Source organism: Acidiphilium sp. JA12-A1 (assembly GCF_000724705.2).
In the GTDB taxonomy this organism is placed as follows: Bacteria; Pseudomonadota; Alphaproteobacteria; order Acetobacterales; family Acetobacteraceae; genus Acidiphilium; species Acidiphilium multivorum.
Window position 1 is genome coordinate 1 of record NZ_JFHO01000022.1, and the last position, 16,071, is coordinate 16,071.

At 66.2% G+C, this 16,071-nt stretch carries 10 protein-coding genes; 7 read left to right on the forward strand and 3 right to left on the reverse strand.

Annotated elements, in window-relative coordinates; all coding sequences use genetic code 11:
- The 3 genes from RT91_RS21940 to RT91_RS04590 form a co-directional block, all read left to right on the forward strand.
- A partial coding sequence (locus RT91_RS21940; protein ID WP_035185877.1) for a hypothetical protein occupies positions 1-2,875 on the forward strand: 2,875 nt, incomplete at its 5' end.
- Positions 2,876-2,877: 2 nt separating this feature from the next.
- A complete protein-coding gene (locus RT91_RS04585) occupies positions 2,878-5,952 on the forward strand; it encodes a CHAT domain-containing protein (protein WP_007424419.1) in 3,075 nt (1,024 codons plus the stop codon).
- 35 nt (positions 5,953-5,987) lie between these two features.
- Positions 5,988-7,850 (forward strand): serine/threonine-protein kinase, encoded by a 1,863-nt coding sequence (locus tag RT91_RS04590; RefSeq protein WP_012039813.1) that lies wholly within the window; start codon positions 5,988-5,990, stop codon positions 7,848-7,850.
- Positions 7,851-7,854: 4 nt separating this feature from the next.
- Here the strand turns inward: RT91_RS04590 and RT91_RS04595 are convergent, their stop codons facing one another.
- Positions 7,855-8,226, reverse strand: coding sequence for a c-type cytochrome (locus RT91_RS04595; RefSeq protein ID WP_007424422.1), 372 nt, complete (start codon positions 8,224-8,226; stop codon positions 7,855-7,857).
- Between the two features lie 51 nt (positions 8,227-8,277).
- The gene (locus tag RT91_RS04600) at positions 8,278-9,651 is read right to left on the reverse strand and encodes a hypothetical protein (protein WP_231295258.1); all 1,374 of its coding nucleotides are present in this window, start codon (positions 9,649-9,651) and stop codon (positions 8,278-8,280) included.
- A 134-nt stretch (positions 9,652-9,785) separates the two neighbouring features.
- On the opposite strand from RT91_RS04600, the gene recQ reads away from it, so the two are divergent.
- The 3 genes from recQ (at position 9,786) to RT91_RS04615 (ending at position 13,675) form a co-directional block, all read left to right on the forward strand.
- Positions 9,786-11,618, forward strand: a complete 1,833-nt coding sequence (gene recQ / locus RT91_RS04605) for a DNA helicase RecQ (RefSeq protein ID WP_035185879.1) — start codon at positions 9,786-9,788, stop codon at positions 11,616-11,618.
- Positions 11,615-12,298 carry a Crp/Fnr family transcriptional regulator gene (locus RT91_RS04610; protein WP_035185881.1) on the forward strand — a complete coding sequence of 228 codons (684 nt, stop codon included), beginning with the start codon at positions 11,615-11,617 and terminating at the stop codon, positions 12,296-12,298. Before recQ ends, RT91_RS04610 begins: the two co-directional genes overlap by 4 nt.
- Before the next feature lie 81 nt (positions 12,299-12,379).
- Entirely contained in the window at positions 12,380-13,675 is a 1,296-nt protein-coding gene (locus RT91_RS04615; protein ID WP_035185883.1) for an O-acetylhomoserine aminocarboxypropyltransferase/cysteine synthase family protein, read from the forward strand.
- A 52-nt stretch (positions 13,676-13,727) separates the two neighbouring features.
- Here RT91_RS04615 and pepN read toward each other — a convergent pair whose 3' ends face one another.
- A complete protein-coding gene (gene pepN, locus RT91_RS04620) occupies positions 13,728-15,665 on the reverse strand; it encodes an aminopeptidase N (protein ID WP_256363791.1) in 1,938 nt (645 codons plus the stop codon).
- Between pepN and RT91_RS21335 the strand changes: the two genes are divergently transcribed.
- A partial coding sequence (locus tag RT91_RS21335; RefSeq protein WP_240314189.1) for a DUF6444 domain-containing protein occupies positions 15,553-16,071 on the forward strand: 519 nt, incomplete at its 3' end. The genes pepN and RT91_RS21335 overlap by 113 nt on opposite strands.

Below are 16,071 nucleotides of genomic sequence, written 5' to 3' on the forward strand. Positions count from 1 at the left end.
CATCACCACTCTCGGCAGCGTCAACGTCGGCAACCTCACCCTCGACGACAACGCGCCCCTCACCATCGCCGGACCCTTCACCGCCACCAGCGCAAGCCTCACCGACACCAGCGCCGGCGGCTTCGACATCACCGGTGCCGTCTCCGCCACAGGCAGCCTCAGCCTCGACGCCAACGCAGGCACCATCTCCAATTCAGGTTCGGGCACAGGCTATATCAACGCATCAAGTCTCGACATCGTCACCGCCAGTTCGGTCATCCTCACCGGCAGCAACTCCATCACCACTCTCGAAGATTTCGTGGCGAACTCGATCACGTTGGTCGATCAATCGGCTCTCACCCTTGCCGGCACGGTTTCGGTTGCGACCCATGGGCAGGTCGCTTTCATCACGCGGGGACTGCATGATACGTCCGGCGCCACCTTCCTGGCACCGGACGGCACGATCGAGATCGCTCCACTGGGATCGAGCACGATTGCGGGGATACTCGATCTTGGCGGTACCAGCGCGGGCAACGTCAACGTCTCGACGAATTTCGTTACCCTGCTCGCAGACTCCGGTGCGGCACTTCTCGATCTAGGCACGGCCAATGCCGGCACGGGCACTCTGGCCGGAGGCGTCATCTTCGATGGCAATTTGCCATCCTTCACACCCACCCTGATGGTTGAAGCCAGCGGCAGCATCGTCAATCGAACCACATTGCAGGCTGGCACCGGAACATTTTCCGGCGGTAGCATCGTGAATGACGGCGTACTCTCTGTCGGCAATATCACCGTCACGGGCAGCGACTTTTCCGGCTCTGGTGCTATTACGGCGGATAGCTTGGCAGGTAGTGTCTCAGGTTTCGCCAGCCTGCAGAATGGTGGCAACTCCATAAAGGTCATCACGAGTCTCAGCGCTGGCTCGTCGATTGATGTTGCTGACAGTCAGCCGCTCACTATTGCCGGCACGCTGAGTGTAGCGTCTGGCGGAAATATCGTTCTCAGCGCCAATGGAATGGATCTGGCCGGTGGAACGATCCTGGCGAATTCGGGCGCGGTGACGCTTGCTCCACTTGGCTTCGATACCATCGCCCTCGGTGGGACCTCGACTACGGCGCTCGATCTTTCAAATCAGCTCTTGAACGCCATCGGTGCGAATTCCCTTCAGATCGGCACTGTCCAGACCGGGCTGATCGAAAACGATGGCTCGATCAGTCTTTCAATCCCAAACATCCTGATGGATGCGGGCACTATCAACATCAACCAGCCGTTCCTTGCGCAACATAGCTCGTTGATTGTGCAGGCAGGTGGCGAATTCACCGGCAATGGTGGCATTACGGTAGCTGCCCTCGGTGCCGCCGCAAGCCTCGTCGCCCTTACCGGCAGCAACTCCATCACCACTCTCGGCAGCATCMGCGCCGGCAACTTCACCCTCGACGACAACGCGCCCCTCACCATCGCCGGTTCCTTCAACGCCACCAATGCAAGCTTTGCCGACACCAGCGCCGGTGGCTTGGACATCGCCGGACAGGTCAGCCTCGCCTCGCTCCTCGCCCTCTCCGCAACAAGCGGATCCATCACCAGCTCGGGCACCGGTTCCATCTCCGCACCGACCCTCGATGCCGCCGCAAGCCTCGTCGCCCTCACCGGCAGCAATGTCATCACCACTCTCGGCAGCATCAATGTCGGCACCTTCACCCTCGACGACAATGCGCCCCTCACCATCGCCGGAAGTCTCGTTGCGCAGCGCGCAGCAATCTCGGCCGCCGATCTCACCATTCCAGGCGTCATTCTTGTCGATGGCGCGTTAAGCCTGGCGACGTCCGGAACGATCTCCGAGACCGGGACGATCGACCCCACCCTGCTCCAGATCGCAGGGGCGCGGGACGTGCTGCTGACCGGCAGCAATACGATCGACGCTCTTGGGTCGGTCAGCGTGCCTCTGGGAAACCTGGCGCTGGTGGATCAGGTGCCTCTCACGGTGAACGGCCCCGTATACGCCCTCAATATCTCACTTGATTCACCCGCCATGTATATTCCCGGCGCGATCAACACGCCCGGCACGCTCGGTCTGGGCTATGGCCCGATTTCCGGAAACGGTCCCATCACCGCCGCGACGCTTACGAGCAACAGTGCCGTCATCGGCGACGTGGCGCTGACTGGAACGGAGAACGTCATAGGCACTCTCGGCGGATTCGATGCCGCCGGCCATCTCTTCGCGTTGACCGATGCCACGGTGTTAACCGTGGCCGGACCTGTTTCGGCGAAGGCGCTGACCATAACGGCAACCGGCCAGATCACTCTGGACGGGGCGGATGGCGGTTCCTTCTCGATCGGCGGCCAATTTCTCCCGACATACGTCTACAATGGCCTCTCGCCACGTAACGGCATCGATTCGGTTCTGCAGGTGATCGCGAATGGAGCGCCGGCTAACGGCATCGTACAGACCGGCCAGTTCAACATCGACACCGGTCCCCTTCAAGGTCAGCCAAACACGCTGTTTATGCTTCTGCCGGACGGTGCCGACGCGAAGTTCAACGATCTCAATGCGCGCAGCACGGATCTGGCGATTTCGCTGATCAACGGATATGCACAGGGAACATTGTATTTGCACTATCTGCTGGTGGCGGGCGGCCTTAATGGACAAACGGCTTTCGTCGGCCAGATCGCCGGTCTTGCCGGCTCGGCCGCGGCGCATAACGGCAAGGTCGTTCCTGTGCCGGGATCCAGCTATCGCTTCAACTCGTGCATTATCGGATCGGTGAGTTGCACCGTGTTGCCTGTGGCGATCGTGCCGGAGCGCAACCCGCTGGATGATTTCGACATCAGTCCACGGCGGCGACGCAAGCTGGATGCGAATGTCCGGCTGCCAGGTGTGGCGGCAAAGGACTATTGACCATGCGCCGAACGGTCCTGGTTCTGGCCGCCCTTGCCGGCCTGGCGCTGTTGAGCGCGTGCACGCGGCCGCCGCCGGGCGCCTATGCGCATGACACGGATTCCCCGCAATCGGCTAGCGGCCGGCAACTCGCGCTGGGCAAAAATACCAGCGGCGAAACCTGCACCGCCAGTCGTACGACCTCCGGCGGCGCATTGATCTACTGCGGCAGTTGGCACCAGCCCAGCGCCGAAGTGCATGCGGGTCCGGAGGCGAACCGGGCGAACCTGAATGCAATCGTTACGCGAGGAAACTGGCGGGCCGGTCTCGAACAGCGCTACGCGTGCGGCAATCCAAAGCCGACAACGGTGCTCGGGCACTACCCTGGAGAGGTTCTGCTCTGCACGCAGCGGATCGGCGGCTGGCCGCATGTCGCCCTGGCAGCCTTGATCCGCGGCCATGTGTGGTTTGCCGATGGCGTGCAACCGGCTTTTCCAGCCATGGAACGCGCCGTCGGCGTGATCAGCGGCGCAGTGCCAGCCGCCGATGCCGGCGCGATGACCACTTCGGTCTCCGACAGCCAGCTTGCCGACCGCCTCGCCGCCGCCGCCTTCACCTCGGGTGATATCCACGAGTACGGCAAGTTGATGACACTCGGCAACCGCTCCAACCAGGCCGAGGATTACCCTGCCGCCATCACCGCCTACCGGGCCGCGCTCGCGCTGCAGCAAAAGGCGCTCGGGCCGGAAAATCCGAATACGGTGACGCCGATGCTGGATCTTGCTCTGAATCTCTCGGATCAGGGCGATTATAGCCAGGCTGACGCCCTGCTTGCGCAGGCGGCGAAGCTGGCTCCCCTGGCCGTGGATCCCACGGCGGTCGCGCGACTCGACCATTATCGGGGTCTCGATCAACTCAATCAGGGTCATGATCGCCGCGCGCTGCGGCTGCTCTCGGCCGCAAACCGGGATTATGCATCGCTTCTGCCCCGCTCCGTGTTGCGCCCCCACCCTGCCGCGACCGGGTCCGACGATGGCTTCGGCCTTTCGGCCGGAAGCCGGGGGGGATCGCTCCTCGCCGCGCAGTCGACCCTGTTGAGCCCGATCGGGCAGCAGGCCCTGCTCGGCGTGATCGAAACACTGCGGTATGAGGGCGTGGTGCTCGATGCGGCCGGCCATCACAAGCAGGCCGCCGTGAAAATTGACCGTGCATCGGCGATCGCTTCGGCGAACGGGATTGCTCCTCCCGTGCTTCGCGCCAGGCTTGACCGGAGCACGGCCGCCGTCGACACGGCGTTTGACAGGACCGCCTCGGCTGCCGCCAGGCTGGCGCAAGCCTCGTATGATTTCGAACATGCCCTGCCCGGTTCGCGCCCCGTCGCCGACACGCACCTGCTGCGCGGCGGCGTGCTCGACCTCGCCGGTCAACCCGGAAAGGCCCTGGAGGCTTGCCGGGCCGGCATAAAGCTTCTCGCCCGCCTGCGCCTCGGCACCTCTGCGGCCCTGGTTGCTCCGTGCCTCGACGCGGCCAATCGGGAAGCGGAGAAGAATCCTGCCCGGGCCGGGGTGCTTCGCGCCGAGATGTTCGCGATGGCGGAACTCGCGCAAGGCAGCACGACCAGCCGTGAAATCGCCGAGTCCGCCGCGCGGCTGGCCGCGGATTCAAAGAGCCCCAAAGTCGCCGCCGCGATCCGCGCCCATCAGGATGCCGTCATCGCCCTGTCGCGCCTCTACCGGGAGCGTGACGGCATCGCCCATGAACGGCAGGCAACGCCGGCCGCCATCAACGCAATCGACATGAAGATCGCGGCGGCAACCCGGCGGCTCGCCGAAGCGGACGAGTCCGTCGAGGCGGCGGCACCGAATTTCGGCCAGCTGGTCCAGCAGGTCGTGCCCGCCGGCACCGTGCTCGACCGGCTGAGGCCTGGCGAAGCCTTTCTCGATATCATGCCGGCGCCGGACGGCACGTGGACGTTCCTGTTGCACGACGGGCAGATCGCCGTCGCGCACACGAAGGTCGACGAGACGCGCATGACCGCACTGGTCCGCAAAGTGCGCCAAAGCGTCGTGCCGACGCAGGCGGGATTGCCGACCTTCGCGATGACCTCTGCCGAAGCGATCTATCGCGCGACCCTGGCCCCCTTCGCGACCGACCTCGCGAAGACCACGGCGATGGTGGTTTCACCGGCCGGGGCGCTGCTGTCGCTGCCATTCGCGCTGCTGCCCACCGAGCCGGTCGCCCCCGGCACGCCGCTGGCCAAGGTGCCCTGGCTGATCAGGAAGATGACGCTGGTCTACGTTCCCGCGGCCGCGAATTTCGTCTCGCTGCGCGCCATCGCCGGCACGTCGCCCGCCAAGCAGCCCTGGTTTGGCTTCGGGGACTTCAAGAACACGAGCCTGGCCCAGGCCGAGGCCACGTTCAGTGGCCCCAGTTGCGGCGACAGCGCCCGGCTCTTCGCCGGCCTGCCCCACCTGCCGTATGCGAAGCTCGAACTTGACGCCGCCCGCGCGATCTTCAAGGCACCCGCATCGGACGAGCTGCTGGGGGCGGCCTTCACGGTCCCGAATGTCGAGCACGCCGACCTGAAGCAATACCGGATCCTGCATTTCGCGACCCACGCGCTGCTGCCCTCCGAACTGCCCTGCGCTCATGAACCGGCGATCGTCACCTCGCCGCCGCCCGGCGCCAGGTCCGCGGCGAACTCGATGCTGACGACCTCCGACATCACCAATCTCAAACTGAACGCCGACCTCGTGATCCTGTCGGCATGCAATACGGGCGGGGGCGACGGAAAGGCCGGCGGTGAAGCGCTTTCCGGCCTTGCCCGCGCGTTCTTCTTCGCCGGCGCCCGCGCGCTGATGGTCACGCAATGGTCGGTGAACGACCAGGTCAGCTCCTATCTGGTCGCAACCACGCTCACCCATCTGGCCTCATCGACGGGCGAGGGGGCGGCCGCGAGCCTGCGGAGCGCCCAGCTCGACCTGATCAGGGGCGCCGCGTCCGGCACCCTGCCGGCCAAGCTCGCCGATCCGTTCTTCTGGGCGCCTTTCGTGGTCATCGGCGACGGTGGACAGGGCACGCGCAATCTGGCCAAGTAGCGATCATCACGCATCAGAAAGCGAGACATCCCCTCATGGCAGCGCCAGATCTGACGAAGCTCGGAAAATATGACATCGTCCGTATTCTCGGCCGGGGCGCCATGGGCACCGTCTACGAAGGCTTCGATCCAATCATTGCGCGTCGCGTCGCCATCAAGACGGTCAATCTCGATGATACCGACGACGCCGAGGCCGCCGAGGGGCTGCTCCGGTTCCGGCGGGAAGCGCAGGCCGCCGGACGGCTGACGCATCCGAACATCGTGGGCATCTACGATTACGGCGAGACCGACGGGCTTGCCTATATCGTCATGGAATATGTCGAAGGCGAAACACTGAAATCGGTGCTCGACAGAGGCGAACGCTTTGCCACGGTCGACGCGCTGCGAATGATGCGGTCGCTGCTCGCAGGACTGGCCTACAGCCACGACAACGGCGTTATCCATCGTGACATCAAGCCTGCCAATGTGATGATCACGAGAGATGACCAGGTGAAGCTCGCCGATTTCGGCGTCGCCAGAATCGAAAGTTCGAGCCTCACCCAGGCCGGGACGATGATCGGCACGCCTTCGTACATGTCTCCCGAGCAGTTCATGGGGCAGACGATCGACATGCGGACCGACATCTATTCCGCAGGCGTCATGCTTTATCAGCTACTCACTGGCGAGAAGCCGTTCGAAGGCTCGATCACCGCGATCATGCACAAGGTGCTGAACGTCGAGCCGCCAGCGCCCTCGGCCCTGTCGATCTCGGTGCCGCCGAGGCTCGATGCAATCGTCCGCAAGGCGATGGCGAAGCGGCCGGACGACCGTTTCGCCGACGCAAGGGAATTCGCGCAAGCCCTGGCAACCGCGGAGTCCGACACCGGTTCCGGCGGCCTCTCGCTCGCTGGCGAGGGAGTTGATGGAGATGCGACGATGATCGCCTCTTCCGGCCGTCATGCCGCCGCCGCACCGGAAGCCTCCGTCCGCTTGCCCACCCCTCCCGCACCCGCGGGCGAGACCGGCGGCCGGCGTGGCCTCCTCATCGGCGGAATTGCCGCGGCCGCGTTGATCGTCGCCGGCGGCGGCACTTATTTCCTGCTGGGCGGCGGGCACCATGCCGCGCAGCAAGCCGCGCCGTCCCACCCCTCCGCGACGAAGCCGGCCTCAGCCAGAAGCGTCAAGACGCCGGCGCCGGCGCCCGCGCCACCGGTTGCCGCTCAAGCGACGCCCGCGCCCGCATCGGCGCCCACACCCGTGCCGCCGCCCTCGGCCGCCACGATCGAGGCGCGACTGACCGCCGCCGTGCGTCAGACCTCCTGCGCGATGGCAACCGGAAGCGCCCGGAACGGAGACTTCCAGGTCTCGGCTCTCGTTCGCGCTGCGAACAAGCCCGCGCTGGCGGCAGCGATCGACGATGTCGCCCGCGCGATTCCCTCGGCGCATGTTGCCGTCACGCTCGACGATTTCACCGGCCCGTATTGCGGCATGGTTTCGACGATCGAGCCCTATGCACCCGTCTTCGCGGATGCCGCCCAGCGACTCGGCTTCAGGCTTGCGGGCGGCGTCAACCGCCTTGCCAAGGGGCAGCCGATCACTGTGCGCGTGAAGCCGCCCGCATGGGCCCATGATCTCGAGATCGACTATGTCTCGAGCAATGGGCAGATCTATCGTCTCCACCCCGCCGCGGACCGGAAGGACGGGATCATCAGCGACACGCTGGGTCAGGTTGGCGCGCCGTTCGGGAGGGACATGATCGTTGCCATCGCCTCGACCGCCCCGCTGCCGCTGGCCACGGGCGATCAGCTAACATCGACGAAAGCATGGCCAGGACAGCTTCAGTCCGCGCTTTCGACGATCACGCAAAAAGGCGGCCGCGTCGCCACGGCCGCCATATTGCTTGATACGAGACCCAAATGATCGATTATTTGCCGAGCGTCTGCAGATAGGCGACCACGTCGGCCCGATCGGTGGCATTGGCCATGCCCATATAGGGCATCTTGGTGCCCGGCACATCCGCCTGCGGATTGGCCAGGAACTTGTCGAGCGTCGAGGCGTTCCACACGATTCCGGACTTCTTGAGCGCCGGGGAGAACTGGAATCCCGGGGTCGCAGCGGCCTTCGCGCCGTAGACGCCCGCCAATGACGGGCCGATCCCGTTCTGCCCCGGGCTCACGCTATGGCAGGCTGCGCACTGGGCCTGAAACAGTGCCTTGCCATGTGCCACGTTCGCCGCCTGCGCGCTCGCGATGCAGAATGCACCCGCGGCAACGGCGATGAGAAGAGTGGATTTCATTTTGGTCTCTCCTGTCGGGCACCCGCCCGTCCGGGCGGGTGCGTGTTGTCCTCAGAAAGCCAGCCATACACCGGCAAACAGCGTATCGTTCGCCTGTGCGTTGGTTCCCTGGCCGTCATAATTGTGCGCAAGGCCATTGAAGATCGGATAGACGGTATCCTCGACGAAGAACTTGGCATTCAGCCAGGGCAGCCATTTCGGTCCCCCATCGTTGAACGGGTAGTAATCGAGCTCCGTCGTCCAGCTGTTGCTGTTCGGCTTGCCGTTCGCGTTTCCGTAATAAACCGGATCGGAATTCCCGTAAATCGTGTTGAACGACTCTGTGATCCCGAACTTCTGGTAGAGCAGTTCGGACAGCGTGATCGTGGCGACGTTCAGACTGTCGGCACGGTTGCTGACACTGCCGAGCGGATAGCTTGCCGCCCAGTCCTGCGACTCGTGGATGATGTTCGCCTGAACCGAAAACGCCTGATTGTGCGTGATGTACTGGAACTGCGTGTCGGCCGCGATGTCGAAGAATTGATCCGTCGGGCCGCTCGCCACACCCGTCGGATAGACCCGATCCATCAGCGCATAGCTGCCGACCTCGATCGAGGAGTTACCCCACTGATGCTGGAAGGCGAGCCGCAGATAGGGCGCCACACCATCGATCTTGGGGCCGCCGCCCGCGCCGAGCGCGTAGCCCATGCGTTGCGGCAACGACTTGTAGAGGTCCGCCTCGGCATAGATCATGTCGGACGGCGTGACGTTGAGCGCGCCGTAGACGCCCGCGCCATACACGGTCTGCGCCAGCGACGCGATCTGCTGCGAGGCCGCGGGGGCGTTCGCGAGACCCGAGGGGATATAGGGATAGCCCCAGCTCGGCGGCGTGTTCCAGAGATCTGTCACGGCCGGGTTGTTGTTGAGGGTAATGCCCCAGAACAGCGGGTGACCGAACAGGCTGCCGGGCCGGGCAAGACGGATATCGGTGTTGTCCCAACTCCACTGCCTGGCGACGCCGTCATACGTCACCTGCACAAACGCGCCGAGGCCGATCGCCGAATCGAGCGCGCCGCCATAGAACAGGCTGGTCTGCTGCGCGGCCCAGGCATCGTTCGACTTGAAGCCGGGCTGCAGGCCGCCCGGGACCTTGTCGTGCTGCTGGGTCCATCCGATCTGGGACATCACGGCGAAATTCTTCCAGGTCGGGAAGGTGCCGCCGGCGATGTAGCCCTCGAGCTTGAAATCCCGCCCATACGGCGTGAGCTGCGGAAAGCCGATATGACAGGCCGAGCACGGTTCGCCGGTCTGCGCTGCAAAGGCGGGGATCGCGTAGGCAGCGCGAGGCGCCGCAAGCCAGGCTGCGGCAACCATGCCAGCGGCCGCAAGCCGCCAGGAATAGGGATGTGACCGGGTTTTCATTTGCAGTCTCCCGTTGACTTTCATTCAGTGACGAGCATCCGATTAACAGGGCCCAAAATCGTGGTCGTTGATCGAGATCAATTTGTGACGGCTTGTGACCGCATGTTGCAGGTCTGCACCATTGCCGCCGGCCCGGCGAAAGCCCTACACCTTGTCCCGTGCGAATCGACCCGCCCCGACGGCCTACGGAAGATATCGCCATAGAACCCGAAGCGGTTCTAAGGCGGGTTTTCGGCCATGACGGTTTCCGGGGGCCGCAGCGCGACATCGTCACCCATGTCATCGCCGGGCACGACGCCCTCGTGCTGATGCCCACCGGCGGCGGGAAGTCGATCTGCTATCAACTTCCCGCAATCTGCCGGCGGGGCGTCGGAATCGTGGTCTCGCCGCTGATTGCCCTGATGCGCAATCAGGTCGAGGCGCTGCGCCAGCTGGGTGTGAGCGCCGCGGCCTTCAACTCGAGCCTCGAGGCCGCCGAACGCGCGACGGTTCTCCGGGCACTTCGGGCAGGGGAGCTCGACCTGCTCTACGTGGCGCCGGAGCGGCTGGTCACCGAGGATTTCCTCGCCCTGTTAGGGTCGGTGCGGATCGCACTCTTCGCGATCGACGAAGCCCACTGCGTCAGCCAATGGGGCCATGATTTCCGGCCCGAATATCTCCAGCTCGCAACGATCGGCGAGAGATTTCCGGGCGTGCCCCGCATCGCACTCACCGCCACGGCCGATCCGCAGACGCGCGATGACATCGCGCGCCGCCTCGGGCTCGACGGGGCGCGCCTGTTCATCTCCAGTTTCGACCGGCCGAACCTGACCTACGCGATCGCGCCCAAGATCGAGCCACGGCGGCAGCTTCTCGCCTTCCTGCGCGGCCATGAGGGCGAGTGCGGCATCGTCTACTGCCTGAGCCGCGCCGCCGTCGAGGAAACGGCGAGCTGGCTTGCCGGCCAAGGCCTGCGGGCCCTGCCCTATCATGCCGGGCTGGATGCGGCGACGCGGAACCGGAACCAGGACGCCTTCCTCGGCGAGGACGGCCTGATACTGGTTGCCACCATCGCCTTCGGCATGGGGATCGACAAGCCGGACATCCGCTTCGTCGCCCATCTGGACCTGCCATCGAGCCTGGAGGCCTATTATCAGGAGACCGGCCGCGCCGGCCGCGACGGCGCGCCGGCCGAGACCCTGATGCTCTATGGTATGCAGGATGTGGCATTGCGTGGACGCCTGATCGACCAGAGCGACGCGCCGGACGAGGTCAAGCGCATTGCCCGGGCCAAGCTCGGCGCGCTGCTCGGCGTCTGCGAGACGGCCGGGTGCAGGCGGCGCGCGGTGCTCGCGCATTTCGGCGAAACCTATCCCGGAGACTGCGGCCGCTGCGACAATTGCCGCACACCGGTGCAGACCTGGGACGGTACCGAAGCCGCGCGCAAGGCGCTTTCGGCGATACTGCGCACGGGGCAGCGCTTCGGTGTGGGCCATCTGACCGATATTCTCCGCGGCACCGCGACCGACCGGATCAGGCATCTTGGTCACGACAGGCTGCCGACGTTCGGGGTCGGCGCGGATCTCGACCGCCGCCAGTGGGGCTCGGTCTTCCGTCAGCTCGCGGTGGCCGGGCTGGTCGAGATCGACCACGAGGCCTATGGCGCACTGCGCATCACGGAGCGGGCCCGGCCGGTGCTTCGTGGCGAGGAGGCGCTCCGCCTGCGCCGCGACCCCGCCACCGGCAGGAAGGGCGGGCAGCGCAGCACGGCGGGGCCATCACCGGCGATCGAAGCCCCCGGTTTCGAGGCGCTCCGGGAATGGCGGCGCGAGGTCGCCCGCTCGCAGCAAGTGCCTGCCTATGTCATTTTTCACGATGCGACGCTGGCCGCCCTCGCTGCCGCGAGGCCAAGCAGCCGGCGCGATCTGGCGGCCGTGCCCGGCATGGGAACCAGCAAGATCGAACGCTACGGCGACGCCGTGCTCGCCGTGCTCGCGAGGACAACGGCATGACCCGGAACGCACGAAACTACATGGCCCGCATCCCGCTCTTCGCCCCCTTCAGCCCGAAAGAGCTGGATGCGCTCTATGCCTGCACCTACGAGCGCAACATGACGACCGGCGAAATGCTGATCCAGCGCGGCGATCCGGGCACGTCGATGATGCTGATCCTTGCCGGCGAGGTGCGGGTCGTGCTCCCCGGAATCGATGGCAACGACCAGGATCTCAACACGCTGCGCGAGGGCGCGGTTTTCGGCGAAATCGCGCTGTTCGACGGCAAGCCCCGCAGCGCGGACGTGGTCGCCGCGACCAATGGCCGGCTTCTGGTGCTGGAACGCGCCTCGGTGGTGCGGCTGATCGAGCGTGATCCGCAATTCGCCATGCGGGTGATCGAAATCATCTGCATGCGGCTGCGCACCACACTCGCGCAGCTTGACTCCATCCTGTTCCAGGATGTGAGCCAGAGAGTCGTCACCTTCCTGCTGCAGCGTTCCGAGGGGCTGGAACGCGCGCGGATCGACACCACCCAGAGCGCGCTTGGCCGCGCCGTCGGATCGACGCGCGAAACGGTGAACCGGCGACTCAGGGATCTCGAGGCCCGCGGCCTCATCGAACTCACCCCGGGCCGAATCACGGTGCGGGACCGGAACGGCCTGTCCGCGCTCCTGCAGGGCCGTTCACGCATGGCCTGACGGGCCACGCCCTTGCCACGGCGGGCGCGCGGGCGTTAGCTTTCGCTCCCACGAGAACAGATGCCCGATGGAGACAGCCCCATGACGGTCAAGAGCCGACACCCGGAAACGCTCGCCCTGCACGCCGGCTGGCGCGCCGATCCCACCACCGGCTCGGTCGCGGTGCCGATCCACCAGACCACCTCCTACCAGTTCAACAGCACCGAACACGCGGCCAACCTGTTCGCGCTGTCCGAGCTCGGCAACATCTACACCCGCATCATGAACCCGACGACGGACGTGCTCGAGCAGCGCCTCGCCGCCGTCGAGGGCGGGGTCGCCGCGCTCGCCCTCGCCTCCGGCCAGGCCGCCTCGGCGAGCGCGATCCGCACGCTGACGCGCGCGGGCGAGAACGTCGTCGCCTCCACCGATCTCTACGGCGGCACCTGGAACCTCTTCGCCAACACGCTGCGCGACCAGGGCATCGAGATCCGCTTCGTCGACCCGACCGACCCCGAGAATTTCCGCCGCGCGACCGATGACAAGACCCGCGCGTATTACGCCGAAACCCTGCCCAACCCGAAGCTCGCGGTCTTCCCCATCGCGGAGGTCGCGGCGATCGGCCGCCCGCTCGGCATCCCGCTGATCATGGACAACACCGCCGCGCCGCTGCTCTGCCGGCCCTTCGACCACGGCGCGGCCATCGTGATCTATTCCACCACGAAATATATCGGCGGCCACGGCACCTCGATCGGCGGGATGATCATCGATTCCGGCAATTTCGACTGGGCCGCCCACCCCGCGCGCCAGCCGCTGCTGAACGCGCCCGACCCCTCCTATCACGGCGCGGTCTGGGTCGAGGCGGTCAAGCCGCTCGGCCCGATCGCCTACATCATCCGCGCCCGCACCGTGATCCTGCGCGACGAGGGGGCGGCGCTCTCGCCGTTCAACGCCTTCCAGCTCATCCAGGGGCTGGAGACGCTGCCGCTGCGCATGGCGCGGCATTGCGAGAACGCCGAGAAGGTGGTCGATTTCCTCTCCAGCCATCCCGACGTGGTGCGGGTGATCCACCCCGGCGTCGCCACCGGCGAGGCGCGGCGGCGCACGGAAACCTACCTCACCGGCGGCAGGGGCGCTCTGGTCGGATTCGAACTGGTCGGCGGCGCCGCATCGGGGCGGAAATTCATCGAGGCGCTGCGGATGTTCTACCACGTCGCCAATATCGGCGACGCCCGCAGCCTCGCCATCCACCCCGCCAGCACCACCCACTCGCAGCTCTCGGCCGAGGAACAGGCGGCCACGGGCGTCACGCCTGGCTATGTCCGGCTGTCGATCGGCCTCGAACACATCGAGGACATCATCGCCGATCTGGATCAGGCGCTGGCGGCCGCGCGCTGAGCTTCAGTCTCCCGATGTCGCGGGCCGGATCCCCGATCCGGCCCGTGATTTTTCACGACCCCGCCCGCGCCCGCTCGGCCATCTCCCGCGCATTGGCCGACAAAGCGGGATCGGCGAGCAGCGCGTCCAGCGCGCCCCGCATCAGCGCCTGCCGCGCCGGATCGAAGCGCTGCCAGCTCGCGAACACGTCGATGCAGCGCGCCGCGATCTGCCGGTTCACCCGGTCGACCTCGCCGATCATCCGCGCCACCAGCGCATAGCCCCGCCCCGACGCATCGTGGAACCAGCGCTGGTTCCCCGCGCCGAATGCCTGCACCAGGGCGCGGAAGCGGTTGGGGTTGCGCAGGTCGAAATCGGCGTGCCGGGTCAGCGCCTCGACGCGGTCCAGCGTGTCCGGCGCCGTCGCCATCGCCTGGATGCGGAACCACTTGTCGCTCACCAGCGCATCGCCGCGCCAGCGCGCGTGAAACGCCGCGAGTGCGGCATCGCGCGCCGGCGTCGCGGTATCGGCGAGCAGCGCCAGCGCGCCGAGCCGCCCGGTCATCGTCGGCGCGGTCTCGAAGCGGCGCTGTGCCGCGTCCAGCCCCGCCGCCGGGTCCGCCGCCATCAGATAGGCCAGCGCGACATTGCCGAGCGCCCGCCGCCCCATGCTCGCCGGGTCGAGGCTGAACGGTGCCGACGGGTCCTCCGCCCCGCACAGCGCGGCGAAGCGGTCGCGCAACTGCCGGCCGATCGCCGCCCGCGTCATCTCCAGCGCGTCATGGATCGCATCCGGGTCGATCACCGCCATCCGGTCCGCCAGCACGTCCTTGCCCGGCAGCGACAATATCCGTGCCGCGAGCGCCGGCGCCTCCTGCGCGAGGTCGAGCGCCGCCGCCATCGCCGCCACCAGCGCCGGGTCGGTCGCCACCGCCTCGCCGCGCTGCAATGCGGCGATCGCGTCGAGCAGCGCCCGCGTCGCATATTCCTGCCCGGCCTCCCAGCGGCTGAACCCGTCGGTATCGTGCGCGGCAAGGTGCGCGAGCCCGGCCGTATCATGCCCGGAGAGCTTCACCGGCGCCGAGAACCCGCGCAACAGCGAGGGCACCGGCGGAGCCGCGACCTCCTCGAACACGAAACGCTGCTCGGCCGCGCGCAGCAGCAGCACCCGAGTGCCGCGATGCGCGTCCGCCTCGCCCTCCAGCCGCGCTTCAAGCTCCGCCCCATCCGGCCCGATCAGCCCCATCGCCACCGGGATCAGGAACGGCTCCTTATGCGCCTGTCCCGGCGTCGGCGCCGTCATCTGCCGCAGCGTGAGCGTGTAGCGCCGCGCCGCCGCGTCGTATTCGCCCTCGAATCGCAGCTGCGGCGTGCCCGCCTGCTCGTACCAGCGCATGAACTGGGAAAAATCGAACCCCGATTCCTCGCGCATCGCGGCCACGAAATCCTCGATCGTCGCCGCCGAATTGTCGTTGCGCGCGATGTAGCGATCAAAGCCGCGGCGGAACGCCTCATGCCCGATGATGGTGCGGATCATCCGCACCACCTCCGCCCCCTTCTCATAGACGGTCGCGGTGTAGAAATTGTCGATCTTGCGATAGGCGGCGGGGCGGACGGGGTGCGCCAGCGGCCCGGCATCCTCGGCGAATTGCCGGGCGCGCAGCATCTTGACGTCGTCGATCCGCGACAGCGCCGCATCGGTCGTCGCCGCCCCGTATTCCTGGTCGCGAAAGACGGTCAGCCCCTCCTTGAGCGAGAGCTGGAACCAGTCCCGGCAGGTCACCCGGTCGCCGGTCCAGTTGTGGAAATATTCATGGTATCTGCTCATCCTGGTCCGTCGATAAGTTGAATCGATTGTGAATTGACGTGACCACGGCGGATACGATTCGACGGGAGGCGTGAACGAGCTTCCTGACCTGTCTCTCCTATCGCACGCTGAGAAAGACGCGCTGATCCGCGCGCTATGGGACGCGTTGCAATCATCCGAGCGCAGGAACGCGGAACTGGCAATCCGGCTTTCGGATGCGGAACGCCGGATTGCGGAGTTGGAGGCGCGGCTAAACGAACCGCCGAAGCGGCCGGACAATTCGAGCCTGCCGCCATCGCGCGGGCAGAAGCCAAACCGGCCCGAGAAAAGTCCGCGCAAGGGGCCCCGCAAAGGCAGTCTCGGCCGTGAGGGTGGCGGTCGCTTGCTTGCCGAGAACCCCGATCAGACGGTGATCGCGAAGGCGGCGCATTGCCAGCACTGCCGTGCCGGGCTGACTGACGCGGATCAGCGCCTCGCGCAGCGCTACGACAAGATCGATCTGCCGCCGATCAAGCCGGTCGTCACCCGCGTCGAACGCTATCGCCGGCCATTGTCCGTGCTGTGGGGCGACCACGCTGGCAGCCGTCCCGGAAGGCATGGAGACCGGCAC

Coding starts and splice junctions, on each gene's coding strand:
- RT91_RS04590 (WP_012039813.1), top strand. CDS start 5,988: ATGGCAGCGCCAGATCTGACGAAGCTCGGAAAATATGACATCGTCCGT.
- RT91_RS04595 (WP_007424422.1), bottom strand. CDS start 8,226: ATGAAATCCACTCTTCTCATCGCCGTTGCCGCGGGTGCATTCTGCATC.
- RT91_RS04615 (WP_035185883.1), top strand. CDS start 12,380: ATGACGGTCAAGAGCCGACACCCGGAAACGCTCGCCCTGCACGCCGGC.
- RT91_RS04600 (WP_231295258.1), bottom strand. CDS start 9,651: ATGAAAGTCAACGGGAGACTGCAAATGAAAACCCGGTCACATCCCTAT.
- RT91_RS04610 (WP_035185881.1), top strand. CDS start 11,615: ATGACCCGGAACGCACGAAACTACATGGCCCGCATCCCGCTCTTCGCC.
- RT91_RS04585 (WP_007424419.1), top strand. CDS start 2,878: ATGCGCCGAACGGTCCTGGTTCTGGCCGCCCTTGCCGGCCTGGCGCTG.